We start from the raw sequence: 25,472 nt of genomic DNA, 5'->3' as shown, positions 1-25,472 counted from the left end.
AGCCGTCGATCGGCTACCGCACACCGTCGCTGCCTACGCTGGCGTTTCGAAGATGATCTCCCGGCCGTCTTCGTCGTCCCACTGCTCGCCGTTCTCGACGAACCCGTAGCTGTCGATGAGCGCGAGGGAGGCTGCGTTGTCTGGACTGACAGTAGCGCGGACAGTCCGCACGTCCGGGTGGCGCTGGGCGACTGCGAGAACGGTCTCGAGCGACCGTCGCGCGTAGCCTCGGCGGCGGAACGCAGGGTCCACGCGGTAGCCGAGTTCCACCATGCCGGCGGCGTCCGGGGCCCCGTGGAAACCGGCTGCGCCGACCGCCACGGTGATGTCGGGGTCAACGATCAGCCGAGTGATCCAAGCCGCGTCACTGGGGCGTTCCTCGATCTGCTGGCTTCTCATACGCCAGAGCCCAATGCAGTCCGGTCCCGCGAGATACGGCGACACGTACTGCGAGGCGAGTGAGGCCGACTCGCCCATTGCCAGTTTGTGCAGGACGCCCTCTGGCACGGCCTGCAGTCGGATCTGTGACTGCTCCGGCCGGGGGTGGTGCCATGGCAGGCTCGTGATCGTCATCGACGGCAGCTTGACACGAACACACTGTGTCTGGTGGACGATCTGTTGCGAGACGATATCCGGGAATGCCGGCGCACGATCCGGTCTGAGCTCCCGCTGCGGACCGACCAGTGCTCGCGACTCGGTTCGCAGGTCGCGTGCCTCCGACCACGGCTCCGCGTGCAGCCGCTGGAGCGCGAGCGGCGTCATGAGGCGGTGCGCCGGAGCTAGGCTCGCGGCGTGCATCTCGTTTCGGATGTCTCTCGAGGCGACTGGCTTCTGCAGTGCGTCGGGGAATTCGGCCATGTCGACGCCGCGGTCGGAGGCGGCTTCGAGGCCTACGTGCGCATTCTTCACCCGGTCCCGGCTCACCGGGAGGATCGCACCGTCGCGGACGAATGGGGTGACCATCCGGAGCTTGAGCAAGCCGGCTGGCGGTGGGCGACCGTCGCTGCCCGGACCGGCGGGACGATGCATCCCCTCGTGCAGTGGACTCGTTTGACCGGAGTGCATGACGAGTCGGGCATCTCGTTCCCTGACGGTTGGCGCGCGTCACCGCCCGAGGAGGGCTGGTTCGACCCGGAGACACTCGCGGCGCTCACGGTCCATCTCGCCGCGGCCACGACCCGGCCGGACGACCTCGTTGCGGGGTTCTGGGAGGGCTGGGGTGATTGGAACGGTAGTTCGGTGCTCGGCGTCGCCTGGCAGTCCGACAACGAACTGACAGAGCCGGAGCGCGCAGCACTGTTCGCGGACGCGGAACGGCTCAGGGTCGAGCACCGCGCTGAGCAGGACGCCCTCGTCGCGTCACTCGCCGGCCCTCGCCTCGCCTGGCCACACCGCAGCCTCATCTTGGTCGAGATGAGTCTGGCGCAGTTGGCGGACCCGACCTGGCTGAGCCGTGCCGCGGTCGGCAATTATCGGGAGTTCAGGCACACGCCGCAGTTGCTCTGGCCGGAAGACCATGCCTGGGCTGTGGGTTCGGAGATCGATTGGAACTCGACCCTCGTTGCCGGTCCACGGGCCCTCATCGATGCGGTGCTAGCCGATGACCGATTCGAGACGTTCGAGGTGAATGAGCACGACGACCTGACGGGGCCGAGTTCCTCGACGGTCAGCGTGCCGGCGGCCTTCTTCGCCTCGTATTCGGCACGGTTGTCGTCGGTGACGACGTACGTGCCGGTCATGATGTCGACCGGGTCGCCGGAGTCGGGTCGGATGACGAGCTTGCCGTCGCGGGCGAGAATCTTGCTCTTGAGGGTGGGCAGGATCTCGGTGATCACGGCGAAGAAGTCGTACCCGTCGGCGACTGCGGAAACGATGCCGGCAGGGTACAGGTCGAGCAGGCGAGAAAACGTCTCGAGTTCGCCTTCCTGGCCTCGGAGGCACATCACCGAGTGCTCCGTGGCAGGCACGGATGCGGCGACCCAGCCGTTGTCGCCCGGGTAGTACCGGTCGATGAAGTCGATGGACGGGATGCTGTCCGTCCCGAGGAACGAGAGCAGATGACCAGCCCCGGACGCCGCACCGGACTGGATGCTGGTCTGCCCGCGCATCGAGAAGTCGTGTGCCTGGAAGTCGATGGCGGCGGGGTCGCCGCCGGTCTTCTCCGCCCACGACTCCATGAGCTCGCGGTACATCGTCGAAATCGTCGCGGACGTGGACGGGTGCCAGATGGATGCTGACAGCGCTGTCTCGATGTAGTTCGGCAGCCAGAAGAAGTCCGGGTGCGTGTTCTCGACGAGCACGGTTGGCACGCCGAACGGTGCCAGGGAACCCTCCGGGAGCCCCTTCACCAGCAGCGGCAGGTAGCCGAGCCGATGGAGCGCGCGGAGGTGGTCCGAGCCGATGTCGTTCGGGCCGAGGTAGTTGAGCAGCACACGCTCGTACTCGCCGGCGACCACGTCCTCGTCCGCCTCGAAGAACGGAGCCCACATCTCGACCAGGTAGTTCTGCAGGAACGCCTGCAGCCCGAAATGCACCGCGTGCGTGGAGCCCGGCAGGAGCTTCCCGGACCGGTTGGTCCAGTTGATGAGGACCTTCGTCACGCCGGGGCCGTAGGCCCGTCGATGGTCGAGCTTGTATCCGTCAGCCGCAAGGAGCCCGGCGATGGGGGTGGCCTTCGTGGGGGCGCCGAGGCGGAGGGTGGTCGGTGCGGTGGCGGTCATGTGGGTTCCGTTCTTCTGGGGGGTGGTTACTTGCGGGCGTTCTCGGGGCCGGTGTCCATGTGGACGTTGCCGTGCCGGTCGATGGTGGGGCGGAGCTCGCTGTTGGGCTTGGAGTAGAGCTCGAGCTTCTGGATCTGGACAGCGCTGGTGTTGCGGATGATGCCGGGCACGCAGCTGTAGATGTGGTCGTTGTCGCTGGCGTCGTGCGCGTCGATGGTGACGATGTCGCCCTGGCCGTTGTCGATGCTCATGCCGACCTGGTAGCGGCGGAAGGAGCCGGTGCCGTTGCTCTTGGCGGAGTAGACGACGGGGACGATCGCTGCGATGTTCGGGTTGAGGGCGATGTCGATGCTCTCGTTGGCGATGTCGCGTCCGGTGCCGCATTGATACTGAGTACATGAATCACGGACCCGCTGCGCCGCCGATGCTCCGCGACGCGGCCGCTTCTGATGTCGACCGTTGCGTGGCTATCTGGGTGGCCGCTTGTGCAGACCGCGACGGGCAGGCGCACGAAGGTGTCGCTGAGCGAGCCCGGCCGAAGTTCGACCACAGCATCAGCTGGCTACTCGCAGTGAACGGGGAACAGGTCAACGGGTTCGTGCTCGCGACCGGCCCCGGAAGCGGCATGCGGACCGACCCCGAAGACGCGGCCGTCGTGGGCCTCCTGGCGGTCGATCCCGCTCAACAGGCCGGTGGTGTTGGTCGTGCACTACTCCGAGCCGCTACAGATCAGCTCGCAGCGCTGCACTACTCGCGGGCTGTGCTCCACGCGCTCGTCGACAACACACCGGCGGTACACCTCTACGAGAGCGAGGGCTGGCGAGCCCTGGGTGAGGAGTACGAACACACGCTGCTGCACCGGCCGCTCCGAACGTTCGCGCGTGACCTGTAACCAGCGCGCCTAAAGGCGGCCGGTGATGGCACCGCTACCGGAACGACGCGGGTTGGCCAGAGGCAGCCGGATCACGGCATCAGCCATCCGTTCACGTTGCCGGGGTCATCGAGCAGGTGCACCGCGCGTCGCATTGACCGGCTTCGGCTGCTCAGTCGAGTGGTTGCTCCGCCATCCTGCCGGCTACTGCCAGGCGGTTGCGGCGGCGTAGTCCTTCGCGAACGTTGCCGCGGTGCTGTTCACGACCGCGGGTGCGTCGCTGCTGGTGAGGATGAGGGACAGTTCGCGGTTGCGGGTGAGGGAGTAGTCGCCGGCGTTTTGGGAGCCGATGATGAGGTTGCTCCTGTCGGTGAGGAGCGCTTTCTCGTGGATGTACAGGGCGGAGTCGGAGTCGGGGTAGGTGCGGACGTGGCAGCCGGCGGCGGTGACGGCGTTGAACGCGGTCGTCCAGTCGGAGGAGCGGGTCATCACGATGTTGCAGGTGACGCCGCGGCGGGCTGCCTGCTCAAGGGCGGTGATGACGTCCCGGTCGGCGAGTTCCTCCGACTCGAAGTCGATGCTGGTCTTCGCGTCGTCGATGGCGGCCACCATCGTCTGCTCCGCGCCGGGTGACCACAGCAGGCCGGGCGTCTGCGTCGCGGTGCCGGGGCGGTCCGGGTCGGCGAGGTCGGCGGTGAACGTCTGCTCGATGGCAGCCACCTGCGATGGGTTCCGGTCAATGACCCAGGCGTCGCGGGTGGTGGCGTAGTACTGCGCGGTGAGGTTCGCGGTGCCGACCGCGGACACCGCGCCGTCCACCGTGATGGTCTTCTGGTGGAAGATGAACCCCGCCGGCGCCCACTGCACGGCAACGCCCGCAGCGGTGAGCGTCTGATACGCGGCGGCGTTCGCTCGAGCGCCGGAGAAGTCCTTGTCCAGCAGGACCCGCACCCGCACACCCCGGTGCTGCGCCGCGACGAGGTCAGCGGTGGCGGTCTGATCCTCCAGCTCGTACATCGTCATGTCGATGCTCGTCTTCGCACCAGTCAGCAGCGCGTAGATGGGCTGGAACCCCGCATGCGGTTCCTGCATCAGCTGGTACTCCCCCGCACCGCCAACGTTCGACGCAGCCGCCGGAGTAGAAGTGGTCGCCGGGCGGGCAGAAGCAGCCGCCGGAGCCGCATGGGCCGTCGGCAGCGTCACACGCACCCCGAACACGTCGAAGTGATGCCCGGTGGCCGTCGCCAGCACCCCAGCAACAGCCACGGCCACGACGACAGAGAGGACCTTGCTGCCAGCGGAACGACGCTTCTTCACGACATCACTATGCGCGGACGAGGTGACAACGAAGCGGCGCCGGGCGGGCCAGGTCTGGCCTTAAAGCGAGAACTTCCCCGCGGCTCGTCGCAGCCCCGCCACGCTGGCTCTCCCCGTAGCAGAGGCACATGCGGACGCAGCCTCATCAAAGGCGAAGGGCAGAGGCGCGGTCCATCCAAAACGACGTGAGTTCGAACATGCTGCCGAGCGCCCCACGCCCCATGGTTTTTGTCGCTCGCTGCCACATCTTTGTCTGGTCCTCGCCCGAGGCGGTGCTGGTGTCCTCGTCGAGCGCCCATTCGAGTCGCGGCTGGTAGGCCGAGGCGTTGAACGTGCCCCAGAAGATGACGTCGCCAGAGCCGGTCGGGCAGATTGCCCGGAAGGCGAGGAATTCACCCCGGAGCTTCGCTGCTGCCTCGCTCGGCACGGACGAGGCGCCGGTGGCGAACCGCATGCGGGAAACGCGTCCGAGACTACCGGCGAACTTCTCGAGCTCGCTCAGCTCGGAGAAGGGGTTGTAGGTGATGCGGCTGCCGGGGATGCCGAAGTGACCTTGCCCGAGCCGGTAGAGCATGTGCTTGCGGATTGCGACGAGACGCGGGGCGAGTGCCTTGTAGGTGATGAGCTCAGCTGCGGCGTTCATGGTGTTCCTGTTCTTGGTGGCGTCCGGTGTGGACGCAGTGTCGTGGCGGCCTGGCGGCCGTGTCTGCGTGGTGCTTCGGGTCTACGCGGAGTGCTGTGGGCGCGGTGGCGACCTACGCGCTGAGCGCCGCGTCTTCGTCGAGGAGCGCGGCGGTGCGGACGGCGTCGTAGATGCAGCGGCGGACGTGGCTGATGGTGATGTCGTCGGCGGTGGTGTCGTCGGCGTCGATGTCCCAGGTGAGCCGCGGCTGCTGGCTGTTCGGGTTGACGAACATGGTGATGGCGATGATGGAGCCGTTGATGTGGCCGAGGGCGCGGACGGCGAACGGGGTGCCGAACGCCTGGCCGAGCAGGTGGATGGGAACGGCGTGCAGGCCGGCGGTGAACGACGCGTCGAGGAACGTGTCGGTGAAGTCGATAAGCTCGGTCGTCATCTGAAGCACCTGCGTGTCACGTGCGGGAAGGGCACGGCGGAGGTCGTCGAGGAGCATCTCGAGGTCGAAGCGGGTCAGGTTGTAGGCGGGAGCCGCCTCAGTCGTCTGCGTCATGCCACCCCTATGCAGCGGCGTTTTGGGTGGCGGGGCTACACGGCGTGTCGCGGGGCTACTTCCCCGCGTTCACGGGGAAGTAGGGGGTTGGTACCTCGGGCGTGTCGCAGCCGCCGGTACTGCCTCATCCGCACCGCTGGGTGATGCCCGCTGTCCGTCCTCACCTCGCTCGGCGAGACGGCCGGTCACCGTGTCGGTGACGTGTACCCGGCGGTGGCGGCTGCGGTGATGCTGGTGAGCACGGAGGTGCTGCGTCGCGCGGCCGCGTCGATGAACGTGTCGAATCGGTCGTGGTTGATGCCGCGGGTGCGGAGCTCGTGGACGCCGTCGCTGATGGCGTCGGCGAAGCTGGCGGAGATGGTCCGTGCGGTGGAGAGGACCTCGTCAGCGTTGCCGCCGGCGGCGGCCACTGCCCGGTGCAGGTGTCGAGGCTCGGTGTGGTCGACGTTGTAGTTCTTCGACAGCTTCATCGCGAGTTTCGCCTGCCGGGGATGTCAGCCGCGGATGTCCGGGTACGGAAGCGCGGACGCAGCGTCGTACATCGGCGCGAGGCGACTGCCTGCAGGGGCGTGGAGGAGGGAGTAGTTCTTCGCGTGTGCGTCGGTGCTGACCGTCACCCAGTGGAACGCGACCGCTTTGAAGAAGTCCTTGACGGCGGTGTTCGCAGCGTCGGCTCCGCACGCGGTTCTGATGACGTCCGCAGCGGTGTGGACGCCGGGGCCGCCGTCACCCTGGTACTTGGTCTCCGGGTCGCGGCCGAGCGCCTGCATGAGGTCCTCCTGGTGCACCCGCTCGACGTGTCCGTCCGCAGTTACAGTGCGGTCGAACCGCTCGACGACGAGGACGGGGATCCCGTCGAACACCTCCACGGTGGTGACCGCGGCGGGAAGGCCGACCAGGCGTGCTGCACGCTGGGTGCGGTGCTCCACCATCGCCTGCCCGGCCAGACCGGTGATGCCGGGCTTGATGATGTCGGTAGATGGTTCCGCACCCCACGGGACGGCCCAGCCGGTGGCGGTGCGGCGGAGCGCGAACTTCGGTTGGAACCCTGCGAGGGTGAACTCCGACTCGGGGAACGCCCACCCGGCGGGGTCGGCGTGGAGGGCGCGGAGGTGGGCTGCGATGTCGCTGTCCGAAACTGGGTGGAGTCCACCGGCGATGGTGAGGTTGCTGCCGTGGTCGTCAGCGAACTGGACCGCTCCGGCGGTGTCGGCGCCGACGTGCCGCAGCAAGCTCAGCGGCGAAGCCGAAGTCCGGAACTGACGCGCCCACCGGTCGGTGACGCGGGTGTCATCCGGCAGCATCCCCTGCAGGTACGCACGGACCGGCTCCCCCGCGTGCGTCCGACGTGTCTTCGGCAGTGACACGGTGAACGTCTGCTCGCCGGAGTGCTGCAGCCACGCGTCGTCGTACGTGAAGGTGTGCGACCCGGCGGTCTCCTCGAACACGCCGACGCGACGGCCGTGGGGGTACGCGGTGAGCGTCACGACGTCGGGATGCTCCTCGGTCACGGTTCCTTCTGAACAGGGGATGGTCTGCGGGCGACTCTTCTATGGGCGGACCGGCCGCTCGTGCTGCAGTCGGCGCCGGCGCTGCGCGTGGGTGCGGGGGCCGCCTCAGTTCCACAGTGGATTCAGCAGGCTCGAGATGAGCATCCCGAGGGGAAGTGAGAGGACCATGACGATGCCGATGCTGATGGCGATGCCGGTGGCCCATTCAAGGTGGAGCGTTCGGACGTACAGCAGGAGCAGTACCGCAGCGATGGTCCCGACTGGGAGGGCGATGCCGGACAAGAGCGCCCAGGTGGTGGTGTTCAGCGGCGAGTAGCCGATGGGGAGCACGGCGACATCGTTGAGGGCGAACAGAGCGGCGACGGCTGTGGCAGTGATGGCTTTGGCCCCTGCGTGCTGAACCGGCTGTGGCGCGGGTGCGGTGGGTTGCGCGTCGGGGGCGGTCGGGTACCGCGGCTGCCGGCGGCCCCATGCGGCGCCGTCCCAGTAGCGGACGTACCAGGGCTCGGCGTCGTCGTACCAGCCGGGCTCGAGGTCCATGGGCGTCAGGCTACGGGGTCGCCGGTGCCGCTTATGCGGTGCGCGCCGTGAAAGCTCTGTGGGGGCAGAGGAGGACGGCGCGGGTCATGGCGATGGTGGTGGTGCCCTGACGCGGCAAGCGCCCCGTCACGGGCACGGGGCGCTTGCACGGCGGATGGCAGGCTGAGGTGTTCGGCGCTGCCGGCGTTGTCAGCTACGCCGCTCGCGTCTGGTGTCGCCAGGACGCGCACACCGGCGTCGCCTTCGGGCGCAGGGCGGGCGCGTGATTGATGTAGTCCTGCAGGCGGATGTTGAACACCTCGAGCTCGCGGACCAGGTCCGCGTCCACGCCGTCGCCATCGTCCGCGCCAACGATGGTGGCCACCGCGTGGACCTGCGGGTTGGTCTCGGACGTGTCCGCCCAGACGACGACCTCGTAGTACGCGTTGATGCCGGTGACGATGAAGTGGTGCTCGAGCGCGTCGTTCGGGAGGTGCAACGTGTCGTGGCCGATGAGGCCCTTCTCGATGCTCAGGCGCCCGTCGTCGTCCCGGACCGGGAAGTGCCGCACCGTGGACTTGCCGCCGCGGACGATGAACCACAGAACGAACTCCGCGCTGCTCATCGTCTTGTCGATGTTGAACGACGGCGCGTACTCGCCGCGGCGCTGCCGGCGGATGAGAGCCGCCTCGAACTCCTGGAGGCCGACCTTCACATCGGCAGCGGCCTGCGCACCACGGTGCGAACGGAGGTAGGGGGTCGGGGCTGTTGCGCGGTGGGGACGTCCTACGGCGAGGAAGCGTGATCGAGTGAGTGTTCGGCCGCATGTCGGTGGTCGCCGGAATGCTGTCTGGTCCGCGCATAAGGGTAATGACCGCGTCGGATTGGTGAGGAAGGAGCGTGCTGGATGCCTCGTCGCACCGCTGCTGCTTCACCTACTGCTTCGCCCGCTGCCGGTCGAACGAAGTCGGGCTTGCGGGTCCTGAATGACCCGTTCGTGGTCGCGACCCCGACCGGGGTTCGCACGAAAACCCGACTGCACCTGTCAACGGCAGAGACGGCGGCGTTGGAGCGGGTCGCGGTCTTCCTTGGGGGCCAGTACCGGCAGACGTTGGCATCCCGGGTCCGTCTGGGACGATTGTCGGCGGAGGACCAGGCCACATGGCGGGCGACGGAGAAGCGCCGCCTGACCGCAGGGACGTCGTCTCGGTGGGCGGGAGCGTTGATCCGCACTGCCATCGACTCCTACCACCTCGGCATCCGGGGTCTTGTCGCCGAAGTGCAGATGCTCCGCCAGGCCACCGACGTCATCGGCGCGCGCATGGCGGTTCCCGTGGGTGAGTCCGCCCCGGGTGCGTACCGGCGGGCGAAGCCGGTGTCCGGCTACGCATCCCAGGCGGAGCGGTTCCAGAAGTCCCGCCGCAAGGCCGCCTTGACGAACCGGCTCACCGCGGCGTCCGCAGCCCTCGAGGCCGGGCGTCCAACCATCGTGTCGGGCTCTGGCCGGTTGTGGCGGGCCCGGCAGAACCTAGAGGCTGCCCAGCTCACCCGCGAGCAATGGGGCGCCCGGTGGGTGAACGAGCGGATGTTCCTCACCGCGGACGGGGAGGCCGGTAAGCGCGGCGGGAACGAAACCATCCGGGTCACCCCTGACGGGCTCGTCGAGGTGAAGGTCCCTACCGCCCTCGTCTCCGAACTCGGAATGACGCACCTGCGCCTGACGGTGCCGGTGACCTTCACCACGCACCGCGGGAACGAATGGGCCGAACGCATCACCGGGAACCGGGCGGTCCGGTACGACATCACCCGGGATGACCGCGGCCGCTGGCACCTGCACCCCTCATGGGCGTATCCCGCCGCCCCGACCATCCCCCTCGCTGCGCTGCGGCAGTCCCGGACCCTCGGGGTTGATGTCAACGGTGGGCACCTCGACGCCGCGGTCATCGACGTACACGGCAACATCGTCGGCCGCCCCGTCCGCATCAATCTCGACGTCGACGGGCTCCCCGCGCCCACCCGCGACGGGCACCTTCGGCGCGCCATCTCCACCCTGATTCACCTCGCGCAGCAGCACGGGTGCGCGTCCATCAGCATCGAGGACCTCGGGTTCGATGACGCCCGGACGACCGGGCGAGAGACGATGGGTCCGGGAAACGCGGCAAGCGGTTCCGCCGCACCGTTGCAGGTATCCCGACCGGGAAGTTCCAGCAACGCCTGGTCGGGATGACCGCCACCGTCGGTCTCGCGGTCATCGCCGTGGACCGCGCCTACACCAGCGCATGGGGCAAGCAGCATTGGCTCACACCCCTACAGGAAACGTTCGATGCCACCGTTGACGGTCACCGGGCCGCCGCGGTCGTCATCGGCAGACGAGGACTCGCCTACAAGGCACGGCGCAAGCCTGCCGGACCCCGACCGCGACAGAGGACGCGGGCGGGCCAGCCGACAGACCAGCACGGCCAGCGGAAGCGAGCACCCCGGAGGAACCCCGCGGCACCGCCGCCAACCCCACACGATGGGCACGGCCGCCACGCCGACCACGGGGAACCTCGCCGGCAACACCGTTCGGCCGACACCGTGCAACGTAGCCGAGTCACCGACTCACTTACGCGCACTCCCTAGGAACGGTAGCGGGGAGCTTCATTGTGGGGTCCTTGTCCGATGACGATGCTGGCGGGGCAACGCTGATGTCGCCCTCGAGCCCACCTATGCGGGAACCGAAACAGGCGACGGAGATACCGCGCCCCGGAGCGCGCTTGGACGCGCTGACTCAACAAGCGGTTGAGTCAGCGCAGGGCCGGGTGGTAGCGCCGCCAACCGCATGCAAGGATGTCTCAGCAGCGGGATGAGGATCTTGTGATGCAGCGAACGGCAGCGATGGTGGTGGCCGCGATGGCGTCGATGGGGCTCCTCGTCGGATGCTCGTCAGGAGTCCATAGCGACCCGGCCTTCGTCCACGGTTCGACAGCACCGGGAGCCGCCGCCACCCCAACCGAATCGGCATCCAACGCGGCGGAGGCGTCGGCCGCCGCGGCGGCATCAGCGGCGGCTCACGCTTCTTCGAACGCCGCAGCGGCTGCCGACCTCGCGAGCGTCGCAGTGAAGGTCGGGTGCACCGGCTACGCGAAGTCAGCAGAGGCAGTACCCGGAGCCGCCGACTACGGCACATGCCAGCTGCGGGGCGTCCGGGTGCAGCTGTACTGGTTCGCGACCACCGCCGACAAGCAGGTGTTCCTCAACGCCGTGAAGGCGTACGGCATCGTCGAGAGCCAGCTCGCGGAGACCCCGGACGGGCTGACCGCTGCCGCAGCGGCCGACCCGAGCATGTTGCCGGACCTGCGAGCGGCACTGGCGGCAGCGAGACGCCAGCCCGAGACCGTGGTTGACTCGGGGCCCAACGGCGCAGAACGGGTGCCGATCTCAGGGCGCCGCGGCACCTGTCTTGCCCGCAAATGCATCTCTTGACCCCCGGAAGTCACGAAAACCGGCTCTGACCTGCGGTTTTCCGTTTTCGGCATCGTCCTCGATGTGCGGGGGTAGGGGTATAGACCCCTGGAGGATATATATGAGGGGGAAATAGGGCCCCGAACTATACCTTCTCTCTCTCACTCATATCTACTAGGGATATAAGTAAGTAAGTAAGTAGGGGGCTATGGGCCCTACTCCCCGCCTAGTTACTGGGGTCACGGTGACTTGACCTATCTCTCCAGGCGGTGAGCAAGGTAAGCACAGCGGCTCCATCTGCTCATCCTGACGCCGTCAACGGCGTTCCGGTCGTAGGTTCGGGCCATGCGAGGCGACATCGAGACGTACCACCAGAACGGGCAGTGGCAGAGCAAGGTCGAAGGCACCGACGAGGTGTTCGGAGTCGCAGCGACCAAGCAGGACGCTGTCGCCCTCGGCCGGGACCGCGCTCGAGCGGACAAGGTCGAGCACATGATCCGCAACGAGAACGGGCAGATCCACGAACGGTCCACCTACGGACACGACCCGCGGAACATCCGAGGCTGAGCCGCTGAACGGACCGGGGACGCTCGTGGATGAGGTGCAGACTGCGACGTTGCTTCGGTCCGACGCGGAGGTGCTGTTCGGGCTCGCGGCCGCTTCTTACGCTCCGGAGGACGCAGGCGCCCTCGAGCCCTGACGTCGTTCGGCTCTCACACCGCGAGCGGCAGCACCGCGGTTGGTGGTTCGGCTCCGTCGTGGCGGGCGGCGTACTCGCGGAGCAGGTCCTGTTTGATGTCCTGGCGTGTGGCGAATCGAGCCAGGAGCGGGGTCAACCATCTGACGTGGTCGTCGTTGAGCCGGTCGGCGAAGTGCTTCCAGAATTCGTCGGCGCACCACACGCCCATGTAGCTGCCGGTGTCGTCCGCTTCCGCGAACGCTACTGCGCCTTCGTCGAACGCCACCCACACTCGGCGCTGCCGCGCGCGGTCGGTTGGGGTCGGCTCCCGTGTCCACTCGGCGACCTTGTGGAACAGCGTGGGCTGCAGCGGCTGCCGGCTCTGCTCTCGGGCGATGCGTCGCGGCTTGGGCCGTCCGCTCCTCCCCCTCGTTGCGGACATCGTGAACGTGCTGCTCATCAGTGTCATCGGCCCTCCCCCGGCCTTGTTGCGGCGCGCAACCCTCGCGCGCTCGGATCGGAAGTGTAAGCGCAACCGAATGGCTGAGGAACACCTAGTTCGTTCAGCTTCGCGTCCTGCTCCCGCTGCATCGAAACCTGCCGCACTGTCAAGGGCTCCTACGGTTGCCGTCTCCGTTTTACGCTCGCCGTCCGACAGTGAGGAGAAATGATGACGTCGTACGAGTCGCAGCCTGGAGTGCCGCCGACGCGCATCCGAACCTTCCGTCAAGCGAGGAAGGACTTCCGCCGCGGCTACCCGCCGCTTGAGGAGGAAGAGACCACCCCGTACGTCGAGTTCCTACGAACTGGCGACGGAGGTGACCGGCGCTGACAGCAGAGCCACCGCGACGCCCGTCATCTGAAGCATCGGCCGGCTTGGCGCACCTCCGATACGGTCGTCGGATGGCGGAGCAGCTGGTGGTGGAGTCTCTGAGTGCCGTTGACGACCGGGACGCGGCCGCGCTGGCGGGGCTGCTCGGGCAGCTGTCGTCGACGGCTGTGTTTGACCGGCGGCGGCTGGAAACGATGGTCAGCTGTGACGCGACGGAGCTGCTGGTCGTGCGGTCCGAGGGCGGCATCGTCGGGATGGCGACGCTGGTGGTGTTCCCGCTGCCGTCCGGTGTGCGCGGCCATGTCGAGGATGTCGTCGTGGATGAGCGCATGCGCGGCCGCGGTGTCGCAGGGCTGCTGCTGCGGCACATGACGGACCGGGCGACGGCGCTCGGACTTCGAACGCTCGACCTGACGTCGCGGCCGTCGCGGGAGTCCGCGCTTCGCCTGTATGAGCAGGTCGGATTCGTCCGCCGGGACACGAACGTGCTCCGGTTCACCCCGCCCGGGCCCTGACTGTCCCGGCCTGGCGCTCCTCACGGCGGCGCTACGCTGCGTCAGGTAGGAGGTACGGCATGGCGAAGGTCGTCGTTGCGGCGCCGGTGGACGCGCTTCCGGAGCTCCTCCGCGCAGCGGTCAGGACGGTCGCCGGCGCAACCCTCATCGAAGTGCGGCCGGACGGCGCTCTCGTCGGCCGTCGCAGCAACTTCGCTCTCGGGTCGGAGACGACCCGGTTCACGTTCTCCGCCCGACCCGACGGGAGCAGCGAGGTCACCGCGGAAGCCACCAACGGGGGCAGCATCGCAAGCACCGCGCTTCTCGGCAGCAACTTCACCCGGGGAGCGCTCCTCGAGAACGGACGGGCGGTCCTCAACGCGCTTGCCCAGAATGCGCGCGACCCTTCGCATTGACCTCCTCCCGCTCCGCCCTGATGCAATGGCACTGAAGCACTTTCGTTCCGGGTCCTCGTGCCGCTTGGTACCGCGACGGCGTGCCGAGCTGGCAGCATTACACGGATGGAAGACGCCGAGATTCCGCTGGCGGGCGGTAACGCATCCGAAGCGGTGGTGCGTGTGGGTGACACTGTCAGGAAGCCCTGGTCCGACTCCACTCCGTCGGTCGCGCAGTTCATGGCGCATCTCCGCGCCCAGGGCATCGACGTCCCCGCGTGGCGGGGGCGCGACGACCGCGGGCGGCAGGTGCTTGAGCATGTGCCGGGCGAGCTCGCGATGCACGTCGGCCCGCTCGACGCGGAAGCTCTGGTGCGGGTCGGACGGATGGTGCGGTCCATCCACGACGGGAGCGTCGGCTTCACTTCGGACACGGCGGCCTGGGGTGTTCTGATTCCGCCGCCGACGAGCGCCGACCTCGTGTGCCACAACGACCTCGCGCCGTGGAACCTCGTGCTTGGCGACCGGTGGGTGTTCATCGACTGGGATGGAGCTGGTCCGAGCACCCGGCTCTGGGACCTCGCGTACTCCGCGCAGGCCTTCGCTGGGTTGGAGGCAGGGCAGCCCGTCTCGTCGGCCGCGGAACGGCTCCGCTGGTTCGTCGACGGGTACGGCGCGACCGACGACATCCGGGCGGCACTGCCGATGACCATGGTTCACCGTGCCACGGCGATGTGGGCGCTGCTCCGCGACGCGAACGCGAGCGGCCGGGAACCGTGGGCGTCGATGTTCGACAACGGTCACGGCACCCATTGGTGGGCCGCGAGCGAATACATCGCCGCGCACCTGAGCGCGTGGACGGCGGCCCTCACCGGTGACGCCTGACGCCGGTCCTGCTTACTGCAGCTGCGCGAGGACCGCGTTCTCCTCCTCCTGGGTGGGCCCGGCCGACCGCGGTCGGTGCACGCCGCGTCGTTGCTCGTCGGCCAGGGCTCGTTGGAGTGTTTCGGCGAGTGGCCGGACGGTCCCGCCCAGTTGACCGGAGCGTGAGCGGTCATGACGGGTGAACCCCGTGTATGCAGCGGCAAGCGAGAGCCGGCCGACGACGAAGTGCTCCTCGCGCACCACGTCCGGTATTGCCCGTCCGCGATCCCTGCCGGGCGCATGCTCTGGGGTCAACGCAGCCGCCTAGCACACCTGTGCTGGCACTCCCAACTTCGCTCACGCGAGGCGGCGTGGTCCAGTCGCTATTCGACGGCTTGCGCCGCGCGCTGCAGGGTCGCAGCGAACTTCTCTCGTGCGCCGGCTTGCGCGAATGATTGTCCGGCGGGGTGAACGGTGCGGAGGATGCGGTACTGGTCGCCGAGGTGCAGGTCGAGGTGGGTGTCCCATCCGGCTTGGGCTTTCTGGCCGCCGAGGATGATGACGCGGAGGTCTGGCAGCAGACGGAGGAGACCGCGAAGTTCCACCGCTCCTTGTGCGAGTTCTGCCGGGGTGGGTTTGACGCTGGCGCGGCCGAGCACCCACGGGATGATGTTCCAGGCGAGGAATCCGTTGTGAAGACCGACGGTTGCTCTGGTGCGCCAGACGTTCTCGGCGGTCGGGTCGTTGTTGTCGACGCTGATGAACCCGGATCCGCCCCACTTTGGGACGGTCTTCGGTCCCGGCGCTTCGAGGAGCAGCAGCACCCGTGCGCTGGTGCCTGCTTCTGCCGGGTCGAAGTGCGGGATGACGATGTCCTCCTGCCGGGGTCGGCGTCGATGTTCGACGTCGCGAGCCCACGCCTCGAGCGGCGCGACGTGAGGCTGATTGAGCATCGCCATCCGCGCCGCGACGACGGCAGGGTCGCGGAACCCGCGGGGAGCGTCAAGGAACATGCCGGGAGCGTATCGGCCGGCGGCGGCGCCGTGGCAGCATTCGACGTCCGACCGTTTTCTCCGGGCCCCGTGCCCGTGGGATAGTCGTCGCATGAGCATCCGAGGAGTTGCCCGGTTCGCATGACCGGATCGCGGGATCCGATGGTGGATGAGGTCGACAAGATGATTCGTCGTCGGCGTGCGCGACAGGTGGACGATGACGAACTGCGCGACTGGGTCGATGCTGCGATGGGCGGATGGCGGTCTCCGCTCGCTCTTCAGGGTGCTCATCTGCTGAACGACCACCTCCTCACGTCGACGCGCGCCGACGCGGCTCGGTTCGACAAGGCGTTCGCATGGTGGGAACGGGAGCTTGCTGCGTACGACGCGGACTCGGAGGCATGGGACCGGCGCTACTGGCTGCGGTACTTGCAGGGTCTCGCGACCGTCAGTGTGCAGCAGAAGCGTTGCGAGGATCCAGCAGCGACCGAAGCGGCCATCGAGCGGCGAGTCAGCGGAGCGCATCGAGGAGCACGACGATCAGCTCGCCAGTTCGTCATCGAGGGTCTCATCAGTCGCACTGAGGCCGACACCATCCTGACCAATGCTGGGCTGGAATGGTGGGACGGGGTAGGACGTCCCTGATTCTCTCGCTGCCCCGATAGGTTGACCGAGTTGAAGGGGGATGGGATTGGGTCGGATCGTGGTTACGATGCCGCAGATCTCCGTGGCGCGGTTCTTGTGGTGGTATGGGGAGGATGCGTTGGTGCAGCCGCTGCTGGACCTGCCGGCGGAAACCATCGCTGATTTGGGTGACCGTGCTGGGGAGTTGATGCTGGCGGAAACGCTCGATCGGCTGTGGCCGGGTGTGCGGCACACCAGTGGCGCGTGGATGGTGTTGGCCGCCATCGAGCATTTCGAGGGAGCGCTTCGCCCCGGGGTGAGGACGCGTCGGCGTCCGACGAAGGCGATGCCGGAGCATCTCGTGCGGACCGAGGCGGAGTTGTGGGCCGCCCTGCAGCCGGTGAAGGAAGCGCGGCGCCGCCGAGACTCGCGGTGAAGGTGAGTCGGCTACGAATTCGCTCGAGGTCATGCGGTTACGGCTGGCGTTTCTCCTGCACCCCCGACGGCGGTGGTGAGAATCAACGCTTCCAGGTTGATCGGGACATGATCAGCACTCACGGGTTGATCAGAATGCGGCTACGGTAGCTGCTGTGTCGAACGGCTGGTTCGACGGGTTGCCGGATGCGCCTGGTGGCGCGGTCGGCGCGTGGTTCAACGTCGTCGTGTGCGGAGTGTTGACCGTTGCGTTGCCGGTGATTGTGTTCGTGCATGCGAAACCGCCGGCGAACGTCCTGTTCGCGGTCGCTGCGTTGGCGTTGATGGTGTTCCTCGAGTCGGTGTTCGTCCGCAAGCTGCGGCAGCAGATGTTGCGGCGGCGTTCAGGTCGGGAGTAGACCAATCTTCCAGGGGGATAAGGGGCGGCATGTCGTTCTATGAGTCGGAGCCGACGGTCGCTCCGGTGCGCATCGGGTCGTATCGTCGCAGCCGTGGGCCTTTCGTTGCGGACGGGCCGCGGTATGAGGACTTCTTCCGAGACGATGTGATGTCAGGAACTTCGGCGTGACGGTGGTCGCGGAGCGGCACGGCGGTCGGGTGGCTGATCCGGCTCAGGTGCCCATGCTGCTGGACCGGTTGGAACGTCAGCAGACCCAGGTTCGGTTCCTCCGGTTCACGCCTTTCCGGCGGAGCATCATTCCCCCGTTCGACTTGAACCGGGTCGCGGCAATTGCTGCGCGGAACCGGACGCTGCTGGAAGCGGCGGACGTAGCGTCCACCAGGCAGCTGCAGGAGGCGCTGACCGTGTCTGGTCAGCATCTCGCCAGGATGCTTCGGAGCGCGCGGACGGATCCGGACGCTGCCATTCACGAGTTGCAGGAACAGTGGGCGCAGAAGCTGTTGGCGGCGCGACGCATGATGCATGTCACCCGGGTACGCCTCGACGTGCTGGCGGGCTTCCCGAGCGGACGAGTCGCCGTCCTCGAGCAGGGCGAGGATGCGCCGACGGCTGCGGAAGTCGGCACCCTTCAGGCACTGTTTCCCGGGCGGCAGGACCACCGCCAGCGTATCCAGGTGCCCGCCGACGCGTAGCGGACCGCATCCTGAGCAGAGACGCCACCTGGCACACCGGTGGAGGTCTTAGGATGGCCGCCGCCGTCGCGATGCCGAGCATTCGGGTTGCTCAGGAACACGACGCTGCACGGTGCGTGCCCGACGTATTCGGGTTACGTCGGGCACGCACCCACTCCCCTCGTCCCCGCTCATAAAGCGACCTCGGGGTCAGGGGTCGCCACGCTGGTGGACGCGGATCGAAGCGTGGGCGGCGAGCATCGCAGCGTACTGCCGCTCACCTGCTGGTGGTCGTCCGGCACAGTTGCCGTCTCACGGCGGAGGCTCGAAGATGCTCGATATGGACATTGAGGGCATGCCGGAGGATGAACGCCTCACGATCCTCGCTCAGCTCGAAGCCAACCGACCCGGTTCGGCGGCGAAGGCGGGCGGAACGCTTGCTGGTCCGGCCACGCCCGACCGCCCGGACATTCCGGTCTGGGACTACCAGCGTCACGTCGACGAGCATCCCGACGTCGACATCGCTGACCTCATCGCCGTCCGGTTCCCAGTGGTCCTATACGGGGGTGAGGACTTCACCATCACGTCGGTGGCGGACCACCTCAATCTGCCGGTGCGCCCGTCGCAGCCGTGGACGCTGGCAACGGAACTTGACATGTGGAACCACCTCCACACCGCGGGGATTGTCCGTTGGAACAGCGAGCGTCGTGCTGTGGAACACATTCGCCCTCAGGACGATTACCGCGCAGCCCTGCACGAATGGGGTATCGCGCGCCGAGCAGACGCTGACGCCCGCTGACCAGGCATTGTCCCGATGATCGCGCCCGCGCCAGGGTGGTCACTCGTCATTGTGGGCCTGACGGCGCAACTGTGACGCTAACTCCGCAACCGGATAGGTTGCGGCGCTTCGTCCGGCGGACGAGGCGCTCGACTGCCGGGACGGAAAACCTTCGTTCGTCGACGAGTTCGTGCATCCGCCGTGGAACGCAGCCGGCATGAGACCGCGACGCGGTCAGCGACGGTAGCGGTCTGGCTGACCGGAACGCCGCCCGTCGACTCCGAACGAGCGGTCCGCGCCCCGACTGACGGCGGAGCTCACCTGGTCGAAGGAGTGGAAGAAGTCGCGCCAGAACCCGCGCCACCAAGGCTGTGCCGAATCCGGCCGCTGCTTCCTCATATCTGCCCCTCACGTCCGACACCATGCTGCGCCGAAGAAGGTACGGCGTCAACCGTCCCACGGCGCCCACCGTTTGCGCCGCCCCCGGTCAGCGCCGTCCTTCGGTTCAGTGTCCGCGGACGTCGCCGGTGAGGATGGCGTGTTCGACGGCTGCGGAGAGTTCGTTGTGGAGGACGGCGCTGAGGTATTCGCGGGCGCCGGCGGCGAGGAGGTGTGCGACGGCTTGTTCATGGTCGGGGTAGTCGGGTCGCCATTCGTCGTGAAGGAACGCCTGCACGTGTCCTGATTCGTGGACGGTGACAGCGCCGATGTGTTCCTGGCTGCCGCCGTGTTCGAGGACGGCGTCGAAGACTTGCGGTTCGGTGTCTTCTCCGGCTGGTTCGAGTTGCACTGTTCCGAGGGTGGGCCATGGTGCGATGGGGATGGGCAGGTTCGGCACGTGCAGGTGTGGGGTTTCTTCTGCGGTGATGGTGTCGAGGGTGCCGGCGAGGTAGGCGTTGATGACGTCGTGGATCCGGTTGTGGAGGTCCGGTTCGTATTGCCACCACCGTTGATGGACGGCGCGAAGCCATGCTTGTGTCGCTTCGGGGGCGTCAGCTGCGGCGCCGACGAGTTGCGGCGCGTTTCCGGGCATCCCCACCACTTCGTACGTTGTGTCGTGCGTTTCGATGGTGACGGTGCCGGTGGTGTCGTCGGCGGTGACGGCGTGGATGTCGTCGGGCGCGGCGGCCCACACATCGGTTGGCAGCGCTGGTGGAAGGGTGAACGGGACGCCGATGGCTGGCTGGGTCATCGCTTCTTGGACGATGTCGTCGAGCCACACGTCGTCGGAGCGGGCACCCGCAGGTGGTGTCGGAGTGGAGAGCGCTTCTTCGGTGAGCTGCATCGCTAGGCGAGGGTCGGCGTTCATTGACACGAGGACGGACGTGTCCGCCCACTGCGCGAACTCGGGCAGGTTGAGTTCGTCGTCGCTGGGGTGGAACCCCCACACGGTTGGGTCGGTGAGCACGAACGCTGCGGTTCGTCCGGCGGGCCCGCCGCGGACGGCGGAGATGATGGCTGGCATCAGGCCGGGGAGAGTGCGGTATGGCTGCGGGATGCGGATCTGGTCGATGATGAGCAGGTCCGGCAGCCCCAGCACGGTCGCGGCGCCGGCGAACACGTTGAGGAATGACCCGCCGTCAGCGTCGTGGACCGCGACGGCGGACGCGTAGTCTCCGGCAGCGTCGGCGAGATGGAACGACTCCGCCAGGTCGCTGAGGTCCTCCGGCGCCTGGACGGTGAACGCGGTCACCTGCGCAACCGGTACCGCGTCTTGTTCGTCCTCGGACACGGGAACCCGCACCTCGATGACCCACCGGTCGACGTCCGACACCGGGTACCCGTCACCGTCCTCATCGACGACGGTGATGTGCACCAACCGCAGCCGCCCATCCCAGACGTCATGCACGGCTTGCACAGTGGCGGCATCAGCGTCAGTCACACCCCCACGGTACCGGCGGCCACGAGCTTGCATGCTGACCGATGACCTTCGGGCATAGAGAGGGCAGGCCTCGTTTCGGGGCTGCCGTACCGTCTGCCAGGTCGGGGAGAATCGGGACGTTCTTGCGTGAAGTGGAATCGGGGGTCGCGGTGTCGGAGATGGGTGAATCGGCGCGGGCTGCGCGTCGGGGTGCGGTGCGACTCATCGTGGGGCTGCTTTCCGCGGCCGTCATCGTGCCGGCGGGCCTCGCCTTCTGGGATTGGGAGGCGAACCGTGACAACCCGCCCCGTGGCAGTATCCCGTCGGCCGCGCAGACGCAGCAGCTGCAGCACGAACTCGTCGACGGGCTGAAACGTGACGACCGAGCGCTGTTCATGAAGGCGGCGACGTACGACCCGAAGGCCGGCGCGGAGGCGTGGCGGGTGTGCGAGCCGTGGGCGTCCCGGGCCCGCATCGTGTTCGACCCTGCTGCCGACGTTGACCCGAAGGCACCGGATCTGCAGGTGCATGTCGCCGGGAACCTGCACGAGGGCTGCTACGTGGGCGTGGAGTGGGTAGGGAGCCCCGACCATCCCCTGTGGGATTTCCGCGCGTCGAAGGGTCTGGAACCGTCTGACCCGAACCCAAACCCGAGCCCGACGCGCTGACCGCGCAGCTTCAGTCCATGGGCGGTACGCGTAGCGCTCTGTTGAGGGGACCGGGGCATCGGGCGGTAGAGTCGGCGCCGTTTCGGCATACGACGAACCCACGGTGGCGGACTAACTGTGCCGGTACGACCTCCCACGCGGGGCGATGGGAGTGCGGCGGTGCACGATGGAGTCGTGCGCTTCGACGAGGTCCTCGACCGGTCCGATGGCCCTGCCCTGGCTGAGGAGTTTGCTCAGCTCCGGACGCCGGGCCGCTACATTCTGGACGGTGTGCATCAGATGCCTACGGGCAAGCACTGGCAGTTCCGGATCGACATCGACGAGGTCCAGCAGAGGTGGACACTGGCTCGTTCGGGTGGTCCGGACAGCTCGTACAGCGATGGCTTGCTTCACAACGGAGACGAGGACGTCGAGCTTCCGTTTGACCGCAGTCTGGCGGCTACCGGTGTTGTTCGCATGGCGGCGCCGGACCAGCTGCGGTGGTGGGGTCGCGGCTCGGAGAGCTTCTCCCCCGTACTAGTGCAACACGTCGGGACACGTTCCATCCTCGTGACGTTCGAGCATCGTGATGACCCGGCGTTCCGCAACACGCTCGTCGTGGACAAGCACGACGGGATCGCCCGCCGGCGCTTCGAACACGGCGAGGCGACCGTCGTGTCCGGGGTGCGTCCGGCTGCGGATAACGAAGTCCTACCGCCTGCGCGATTCGCGCGGCTGACAGACTGGATCCGGCCCTCCTACTGACGTCCAGCTGTGATGCGCTGGGTGATGGACGACGCCGCAATGACGCTTCGGGCTTCACTGATGCAGCTCACCTCCGACGCTGCGCGCCTCGACTCTCACCGGTTCTACCGCAAGCTCGGCTTCATCGACTCCCACATTCAAGTACTTCGTGACGTCGCCCAGCACAGAGGCCGGATAACGCCCCTAGTGCGCCAGCCGGTTGATACCGTCACAGGGTGCGGATCGTGTGTTCCTTCGTGGGTGGCGCCGGCCACCTGGTTCCGCAACTGCCGTTACATCGGGCGCTCGCCGACGCCGGCCACGACCTCACTCTCGTCGGTCGGACATCAGCCATATCAGCAGCACCGACCGGTCTGTACCGCAACGTTGCCGCTCGCGCGGATCGACGAAGCGGCCCCTCGGGAGGTATCGCGCCGCTAGCTCCCCTAGACGTTGAACACGAACTCGAGGTCATCGAGCACCACTTCGCGGGGGCTGCGGCACTCCGGTCGGCTTCGGCCGTACGCGAGCTGCTGCCTGGTGCTGATCTCCTGGTGTGCGACGAGCTGGACTTAGGAGCCATCGCAGCGGCCCAGCATGCTGGAGTTCCGTCGGTCGTCGTCGCGGTGATCGCGTCCGGCGCCCTGGTACGCCCCACACGACTCGTGCAGGCGCTCGGCCGGCTGGGCGACGAGCTCGGCCTCTCAGGGCCAGTCCGCCCGCATGGCAATCGCTTCGTCGTCCCGTTCGCCCCACGGATGCGGGACCCGCTGTTCCCCGCCCCCGCCAACGCGCTCTGGATGCGACCCAGCATTGGCACGTCCCCTGCCTCGAACGGGTCGGTGGTCGCGACACTGGGGACCGAGTTCAACACCGAATCAGGCGACCTGTTCGACCGCATCCTCGCAGCGCTCGCCCTGCTAGACGCGCCTGCGGTCCTCGCCGTGGGGAACGACGTCAACCCGGGACGCTTCGGACCGCAACCGGAACGCATCCGCGTGGAACGGTTCGTGGACCTCGACGCGCTGATCCCCCGAGCGGGCGCCGTCGTACATCACGGCGGGAGCGGACTGTTCCTGCACTCGGTCCTCGGCGGCGCCGCACAGGTCGTGCTCCCGATGGGCGCTGACCAGCCTTTCACCGGGCAACGGGTGGACGATCTCGGCCTCGGCGTCACACTGAACCCCATCTCAGTCACACCCTCGGAGATAGCAGCAGCCATCACACGGGTCGGAGCGGACGTCGGGGCGCGTGAACGAACGGCCGCTCTCCGCGCCGCCACGCTCCGTCTACCAGCTCCGGCCGACGTCGTCGCGGAGATACAAGCGTCGCTACTCTGACGCGGGTCACCTCGCCGTCCCTTGATGGGAGCGGACGTCGGTAGTCGGGCTCGGATGGCAAGGTGTCGTCATGGTCTCCCGCGTCGCCGTCCTCTCCGACATTCACGGCATGCTGCCCGCGCTCGAGCGAGTGCTGAACGAGGCCGCCGTGCTGAGCGCCGAGCTGATTGTCGTCACCGGCGATCACACGTGGGGACCCCAACCCGCGCAGGTCCTCGACCGCCTCACCGCGCTTGGGGAGCGCGCCGTCCTGATCCGCGGTAACGCCGACCGGGAACTGCTCTCCATGTCCCGCGGTATCGACGTCGGCCTCGACGATGACCCCGTGTCTGCGTGGGGGGCAACACAGCTCACCGCCTCACACCAGGCCCTTCTCGACACCATGCCCGAGAGCGCGACCATCGACATCGACGGGTTCGGGCACGTGTTCTTCTCACACGCGACGCCCCGCAGCGACGACGAGGTAGTCCTGGTCGACAGTCGAATCGACCGGTGGCGGGAGATTCACCGCGACCTAGCGTCGGACGTTCGGACGGTGGTCTGTGGTCACACCCACATGCCCTTCGCCCGGGTCGTGGACCGGCGCCTGGTCGTCAACCCCGGAAGCGTAGGACTTCCGTACGGCCAGGCCGGCGCGCACTGGGCTGTGCTCGACGGCGGATCCGTCACTCTCAGCAGGACAGCCATCGACGCCGACGACCTCATCCGCGAAGTTACCGCCTCATCCACGATGCCCGGTGTAGCGGCGTGGCTCGAAGACGCGGTGCGGCATCCGGCAAGCGACGCCGACGCACTTGCTGCGTTCGGCCCCCGCGACGGCCGCTAGGCGTAGGGCGAAGTCCTGACATGTACTGGTGAGCCGTCCGACGACCCGACCTAGCGCGTACCTACAAAACCTCGCTCCACCCCTCGGGCACTCTTACCGTGGCCCACGCGGGTGAGGGTTCCCACTGAGACCAGTCCGCGTCGAAGGGGAAGGCGCGTGCGAGTGCGGCGGCTGTCGCGTCACCACCGGCGCGTTCGATGCTTGTCCGCTTTTCCTTGGATACGTGGCCGGTCTTGACGTAAAACGCCAGTTCGTCCTCGTCCTTATAACGGACCGACCAAGCGCCATCCGGGCCAGTTGACGCAATGACGTCAAGTGTACAGTCCTGGCTGTCGAAGCCGATGTGCGTGCGACACCAAGGCAACTCAAGATTAATGTACCAGTCGGGCAGCCAGTCGGATCCGTCGTGCCAACGCCAAACTGACCACGGCTGACCCTTCTGATGGACCCGAACAACCGGTGCACCGGACCAGACGTCGTCCAGGTAGTCGCCGTCCCAATCCTCGGGCAGGACGAGCCGACCATTCGGACCACTACCGACCCCCGCTCGACGGCGTACGGCAGACCCGAGAGGACTTGCAACGACCGCGAGGTCGTCGTCGTCCACGAGAACACGACCGGCGACAGCGAACGCGACCGCTTCGCCGCGCTCCCCAAACGTTTGCAAGCTTCGGAGCACCACGGACGCACCAGGCAGGAACGGTTCGGCCTTCGTGTCCGGCCGCATAGCGTCGCTCATCACCGTATGCTGCCACGCCGTGTCGAACAGCCGCCCCGCCGACGTCCTATTACCGCAGGATAGGCAGCACCTGATCGAGGGCCGCTGCTGTCCTTCCGCGCTCCCGCTCGGGGTGGTGGAATCGGGCCATGAAGCTTTCGCCTGAAGAGATTGGTGAGCTCGTTCCGGCTGGAGGGTGGCCGGACTGGGTGTTCGCCTGCCGATGGCTCGCGAGCGCCCATCCGCAAGCAACGCGCTTCCCGCCACTGACGGTCGGTGCGAACTGTCAACGCTTTGCCTACGCCGTTCTCGGTTTGTTCAACCTGACCGTGCCAGCGCATCGCTCGGATGAGCTCTGGAATGACTTAATGCTCGAGCACCCGCCGATCGCTGCGGTTGAGCCCCTCGACCTCGTCCTCTTCAACGGAACGAGCGACGCCAGGGGAGCGCACGTAGCCGTGGCGATGCCGACTGGGCTGCTGCATCTCAGCGCGGAGGTCGGAAGACCAACGCTCTGGCAGTGGTCGGACTTCTCCCACCGACAGCGCTACCGAGCAGTTGTCGGGGCCATTCGCGTCCCCGCAGATGGTGCGCACTGAC

Annotated in this window: 31 protein-coding genes; 17 read left to right on the top strand and 14 right to left on the bottom strand. The window is 67.4% G+C overall.

Annotated features, from left to right (window positions below):
* Positions 1-33 precede the first annotated feature (33 nt).
* The 3 genes from DEI94_RS19775 to DEI94_RS19835 form a co-directional block, all read right to left on the bottom strand.
* Positions 34-963: a GNAT family N-acetyltransferase gene (locus DEI94_RS19775; protein ID WP_349815173.1), complete on the bottom strand. Its 930-nt coding sequence runs from the start codon at positions 961-963 to the stop codon at positions 34-36.
* Positions 964-1,469: 506 nt separating this feature from the next.
* Positions 1,470-2,720, bottom strand: a complete 1,251-nt coding sequence (locus DEI94_RS16800; protein ID WP_284183767.1) for a hypothetical protein — start codon at positions 2,718-2,720, stop codon at positions 1,470-1,472.
* 26 nt (positions 2,721-2,746) lie between these two features.
* Positions 2,747-2,971, bottom strand: a complete 225-nt coding sequence (locus DEI94_RS19835; RefSeq protein WP_502869692.1) for a hypothetical protein — start codon at positions 2,969-2,971, stop codon at positions 2,747-2,749.
* Between the two features lie 224 nt (positions 2,972-3,195).
* Here DEI94_RS19835 and DEI94_RS16790 point away from each other — a divergent pair, with 224 nt between their 5' ends.
* On the top strand, positions 3,196-3,612 hold the full coding sequence (locus DEI94_RS16790; protein ID WP_181441699.1) for a GNAT family N-acetyltransferase: 417 nt from the start codon (positions 3,196-3,198) through the stop codon (positions 3,610-3,612).
* Positions 3,613-3,795: 183 nt separating this feature from the next.
* Here the strand turns inward: DEI94_RS16790 and DEI94_RS16785 are convergent, their stop codons facing one another.
* The 7 genes from DEI94_RS16785 to DEI94_RS16755 form a co-directional block, all read right to left on the bottom strand.
* On the bottom strand, positions 3,796-4,908 hold the full coding sequence (locus DEI94_RS16785) for a phospholipase D-like domain-containing protein (protein ID WP_146249408.1): 1,113 nt from the start codon (positions 4,906-4,908) through the stop codon (positions 3,796-3,798).
* 145 nt (positions 4,909-5,053) lie between these two features.
* Positions 5,054-5,551, bottom strand: coding sequence for a hypothetical protein (locus DEI94_RS16780; RefSeq protein WP_111025557.1), 498 nt, complete (start codon positions 5,549-5,551; stop codon positions 5,054-5,056).
* Positions 5,552-5,663: 112 nt separating this feature from the next.
* Positions 5,664-6,098: a hypothetical protein gene (locus DEI94_RS16775; protein ID WP_111025556.1), complete on the bottom strand. Its 435-nt coding sequence runs from the start codon at positions 6,096-6,098 to the stop codon at positions 5,664-5,666.
* Between the two features lie 185 nt (positions 6,099-6,283).
* A complete protein-coding gene (locus DEI94_RS16770; protein ID WP_111025555.1) occupies positions 6,284-6,568 on the bottom strand; it encodes a hypothetical protein in 285 nt (94 codons plus the stop codon).
* 24 nt (positions 6,569-6,592) lie between these two features.
* Complete coding sequence (locus DEI94_RS16765; protein ID WP_111025554.1) at positions 6,593-7,609, bottom strand: HipA domain-containing protein; 1,017 nt, start codon at positions 7,607-7,609, stop codon at positions 6,593-6,595.
* Between the two features lie 105 nt (positions 7,610-7,714).
* Entirely contained in the window at positions 7,715-8,149 is a 435-nt protein-coding gene (locus tag DEI94_RS16760) for a DUF2510 domain-containing protein (RefSeq protein WP_111025553.1), read from the bottom strand.
* Positions 8,150-8,342: 193 nt separating this feature from the next.
* A complete protein-coding gene (locus DEI94_RS16755; protein WP_111025552.1) occupies positions 8,343-8,843 on the bottom strand; it encodes a hypothetical protein in 501 nt (166 codons plus the stop codon).
* A 192-nt stretch (positions 8,844-9,035) separates the two neighbouring features.
* Between DEI94_RS16755 and DEI94_RS16750 the strand changes: the two genes are divergently transcribed.
* The 3 genes from DEI94_RS16750 (at position 9,036) to DEI94_RS16740 (ending at position 12,139) form a co-directional block, all read left to right on the top strand.
* Entirely contained in the window at positions 9,036-10,355 is a 1,320-nt protein-coding gene (locus DEI94_RS16750) for a hypothetical protein (protein ID WP_284183766.1), read from the top strand.
* Between the two features lie 632 nt (positions 10,356-10,987).
* Positions 10,988-11,593, top strand: a complete 606-nt coding sequence (locus tag DEI94_RS16745) for a hypothetical protein (protein ID WP_111025550.1) — start codon at positions 10,988-10,990, stop codon at positions 11,591-11,593.
* A 324-nt stretch (positions 11,594-11,917) separates the two neighbouring features.
* A complete protein-coding gene (locus DEI94_RS16740; RefSeq protein WP_111025549.1) occupies positions 11,918-12,139 on the top strand; it encodes a DUF2188 domain-containing protein in 222 nt (73 codons plus the stop codon).
* Between the two features lie 146 nt (positions 12,140-12,285).
* On the opposite strand, the gene DEI94_RS16735 is transcribed toward DEI94_RS16740, so the two are convergent.
* Positions 12,286-12,711: a hypothetical protein gene (locus DEI94_RS16735; RefSeq protein WP_111025548.1), complete on the bottom strand. Its 426-nt coding sequence runs from the start codon at positions 12,709-12,711 to the stop codon at positions 12,286-12,288.
* A gap of 443 nt (positions 12,712-13,154) precedes the next feature.
* On the opposite strand from DEI94_RS16735, the gene DEI94_RS16730 reads away from it, so the two are divergent.
* From DEI94_RS16730 to DEI94_RS16720, 3 genes are read left to right on the top strand one after another with little or no spacing between them, the layout of a single operon-like run.
* The gene (locus DEI94_RS16730) at positions 13,155-13,598 is read left to right on the top strand and encodes a GNAT family N-acetyltransferase (RefSeq protein ID WP_111025547.1); all 444 of its coding nucleotides are present in this window, start codon (positions 13,155-13,157) and stop codon (positions 13,596-13,598) included.
* Between the two features lie 59 nt (positions 13,599-13,657).
* Entirely contained in the window at positions 13,658-13,993 is a 336-nt protein-coding gene (locus DEI94_RS16725) for a hypothetical protein (protein WP_111025546.1), read from the top strand.
* 57 nt (positions 13,994-14,050) lie between these two features.
* Positions 14,051-14,857 carry a phosphotransferase gene (locus DEI94_RS16720; protein WP_349815172.1) on the top strand — a complete coding sequence of 269 codons (807 nt, stop codon included), beginning with the start codon at positions 14,051-14,053 and terminating at the stop codon, positions 14,855-14,857.
* 362 nt (positions 14,858-15,219) lie between these two features.
* Here the strand turns inward: DEI94_RS16720 and DEI94_RS16715 are convergent, their stop codons facing one another.
* Entirely contained in the window at positions 15,220-15,849 is a 630-nt protein-coding gene (locus DEI94_RS16715) for a uracil-DNA glycosylase (RefSeq protein WP_181441698.1), read from the bottom strand.
* A 120-nt stretch (positions 15,850-15,969) separates the two neighbouring features.
* Here DEI94_RS16715 and DEI94_RS16710 point away from each other — a divergent pair, with 120 nt between their 5' ends.
* The 5 genes from DEI94_RS16710 to DEI94_RS16690 all read left to right on the top strand — a co-directional run bounded on the left by DEI94_RS16710 (position 15,970) and on the right by DEI94_RS16690 (position 18,757).
* On the top strand, positions 15,970-16,473 hold the full coding sequence (locus DEI94_RS16710; RefSeq protein ID WP_181441697.1) for a hypothetical protein: 504 nt from the start codon (positions 15,970-15,972) through the stop codon (positions 16,471-16,473).
* 67 nt (positions 16,474-16,540) lie between these two features.
* On the top strand, positions 16,541-16,888 hold the full coding sequence (locus DEI94_RS16705; protein WP_146249406.1) for a hypothetical protein: 348 nt from the start codon (positions 16,541-16,543) through the stop codon (positions 16,886-16,888).
* A gap of 154 nt (positions 16,889-17,042) precedes the next feature.
* Positions 17,043-17,285, top strand: a complete 243-nt coding sequence (locus DEI94_RS16700) for a hypothetical protein (protein ID WP_111025541.1) — start codon at positions 17,043-17,045, stop codon at positions 17,283-17,285.
* A 166-nt stretch (positions 17,286-17,451) separates the two neighbouring features.
* Entirely contained in the window at positions 17,452-17,979 is a 528-nt protein-coding gene (locus tag DEI94_RS16695) for a hypothetical protein (RefSeq protein WP_111025540.1), read from the top strand.
* 310 nt (positions 17,980-18,289) lie between these two features.
* The gene (locus DEI94_RS16690) at positions 18,290-18,757 is read left to right on the top strand and encodes a hypothetical protein (protein WP_111025539.1); all 468 of its coding nucleotides are present in this window, start codon (positions 18,290-18,292) and stop codon (positions 18,755-18,757) included.
* A 484-nt stretch (positions 18,758-19,241) separates the two neighbouring features.
* Here the strand turns inward: DEI94_RS16690 and DEI94_RS16685 are convergent, their stop codons facing one another.
* Positions 19,242-20,618 carry a hypothetical protein gene (locus tag DEI94_RS16685; protein WP_146249405.1) on the bottom strand — a complete coding sequence of 459 codons (1,377 nt, stop codon included), beginning with the start codon at positions 20,616-20,618 and terminating at the stop codon, positions 19,242-19,244.
* A gap of 41 nt (positions 20,619-20,659) precedes the next feature.
* Here DEI94_RS16685 and DEI94_RS16680 point away from each other — a divergent pair, with 41 nt between their 5' ends.
* From DEI94_RS16680 to DEI94_RS16660, 4 genes are all read left to right on the top strand, one after another.
* A complete protein-coding gene (locus tag DEI94_RS16680; protein ID WP_284183765.1) occupies positions 20,660-21,265 on the top strand; it encodes a hypothetical protein in 606 nt (201 codons plus the stop codon).
* Positions 21,266-21,439: 174 nt separating this feature from the next.
* The gene (locus DEI94_RS16675) at positions 21,440-22,009 is read left to right on the top strand and encodes a hypothetical protein (protein WP_111025536.1); all 570 of its coding nucleotides are present in this window, start codon (positions 21,440-21,442) and stop codon (positions 22,007-22,009) included.
* A gap of 224 nt (positions 22,010-22,233) precedes the next feature.
* Positions 22,234-23,328 carry a glycosyltransferase gene (locus DEI94_RS16665; RefSeq protein WP_284183764.1) on the top strand — a complete coding sequence of 365 codons (1,095 nt, stop codon included), beginning with the start codon at positions 22,234-22,236 and terminating at the stop codon, positions 23,326-23,328.
* Between the two features lie 70 nt (positions 23,329-23,398).
* Entirely contained in the window at positions 23,399-24,154 is a 756-nt protein-coding gene (locus DEI94_RS16660) for a metallophosphoesterase family protein (protein WP_111025534.1), read from the top strand.
* 61 nt (positions 24,155-24,215) lie between these two features.
* Here the strand turns inward: DEI94_RS16660 and DEI94_RS16655 are convergent, their stop codons facing one another.
* The gene (locus tag DEI94_RS16655) at positions 24,216-24,893 is read right to left on the bottom strand and encodes a ribonuclease FAU-1 family protein (protein WP_111025533.1); all 678 of its coding nucleotides are present in this window, start codon (positions 24,891-24,893) and stop codon (positions 24,216-24,218) included.
* Between the two features lie 128 nt (positions 24,894-25,021).
* Here DEI94_RS16655 and DEI94_RS16650 point away from each other — a divergent pair, with 128 nt between their 5' ends.
* Positions 25,022-25,471 carry a hydrolase gene (locus DEI94_RS16650; RefSeq protein WP_220038757.1) on the top strand — a complete coding sequence of 150 codons (450 nt, stop codon included), beginning with the start codon at positions 25,022-25,024 and terminating at the stop codon, positions 25,469-25,471.
* Position 25,472: the final 1 nt, after the last annotated feature.

The sequence above is a fragment of the Curtobacterium sp. MCBD17_040 genome (assembly GCF_003234805.2).
Lineage (GTDB): Bacteria > Actinomycetota > Actinomycetes > Actinomycetales > Microbacteriaceae > Curtobacterium.
Note: the sequence above shows the minus strand (reverse complement) of the source record. Positions and strands in the feature narration are given on the sequence as shown.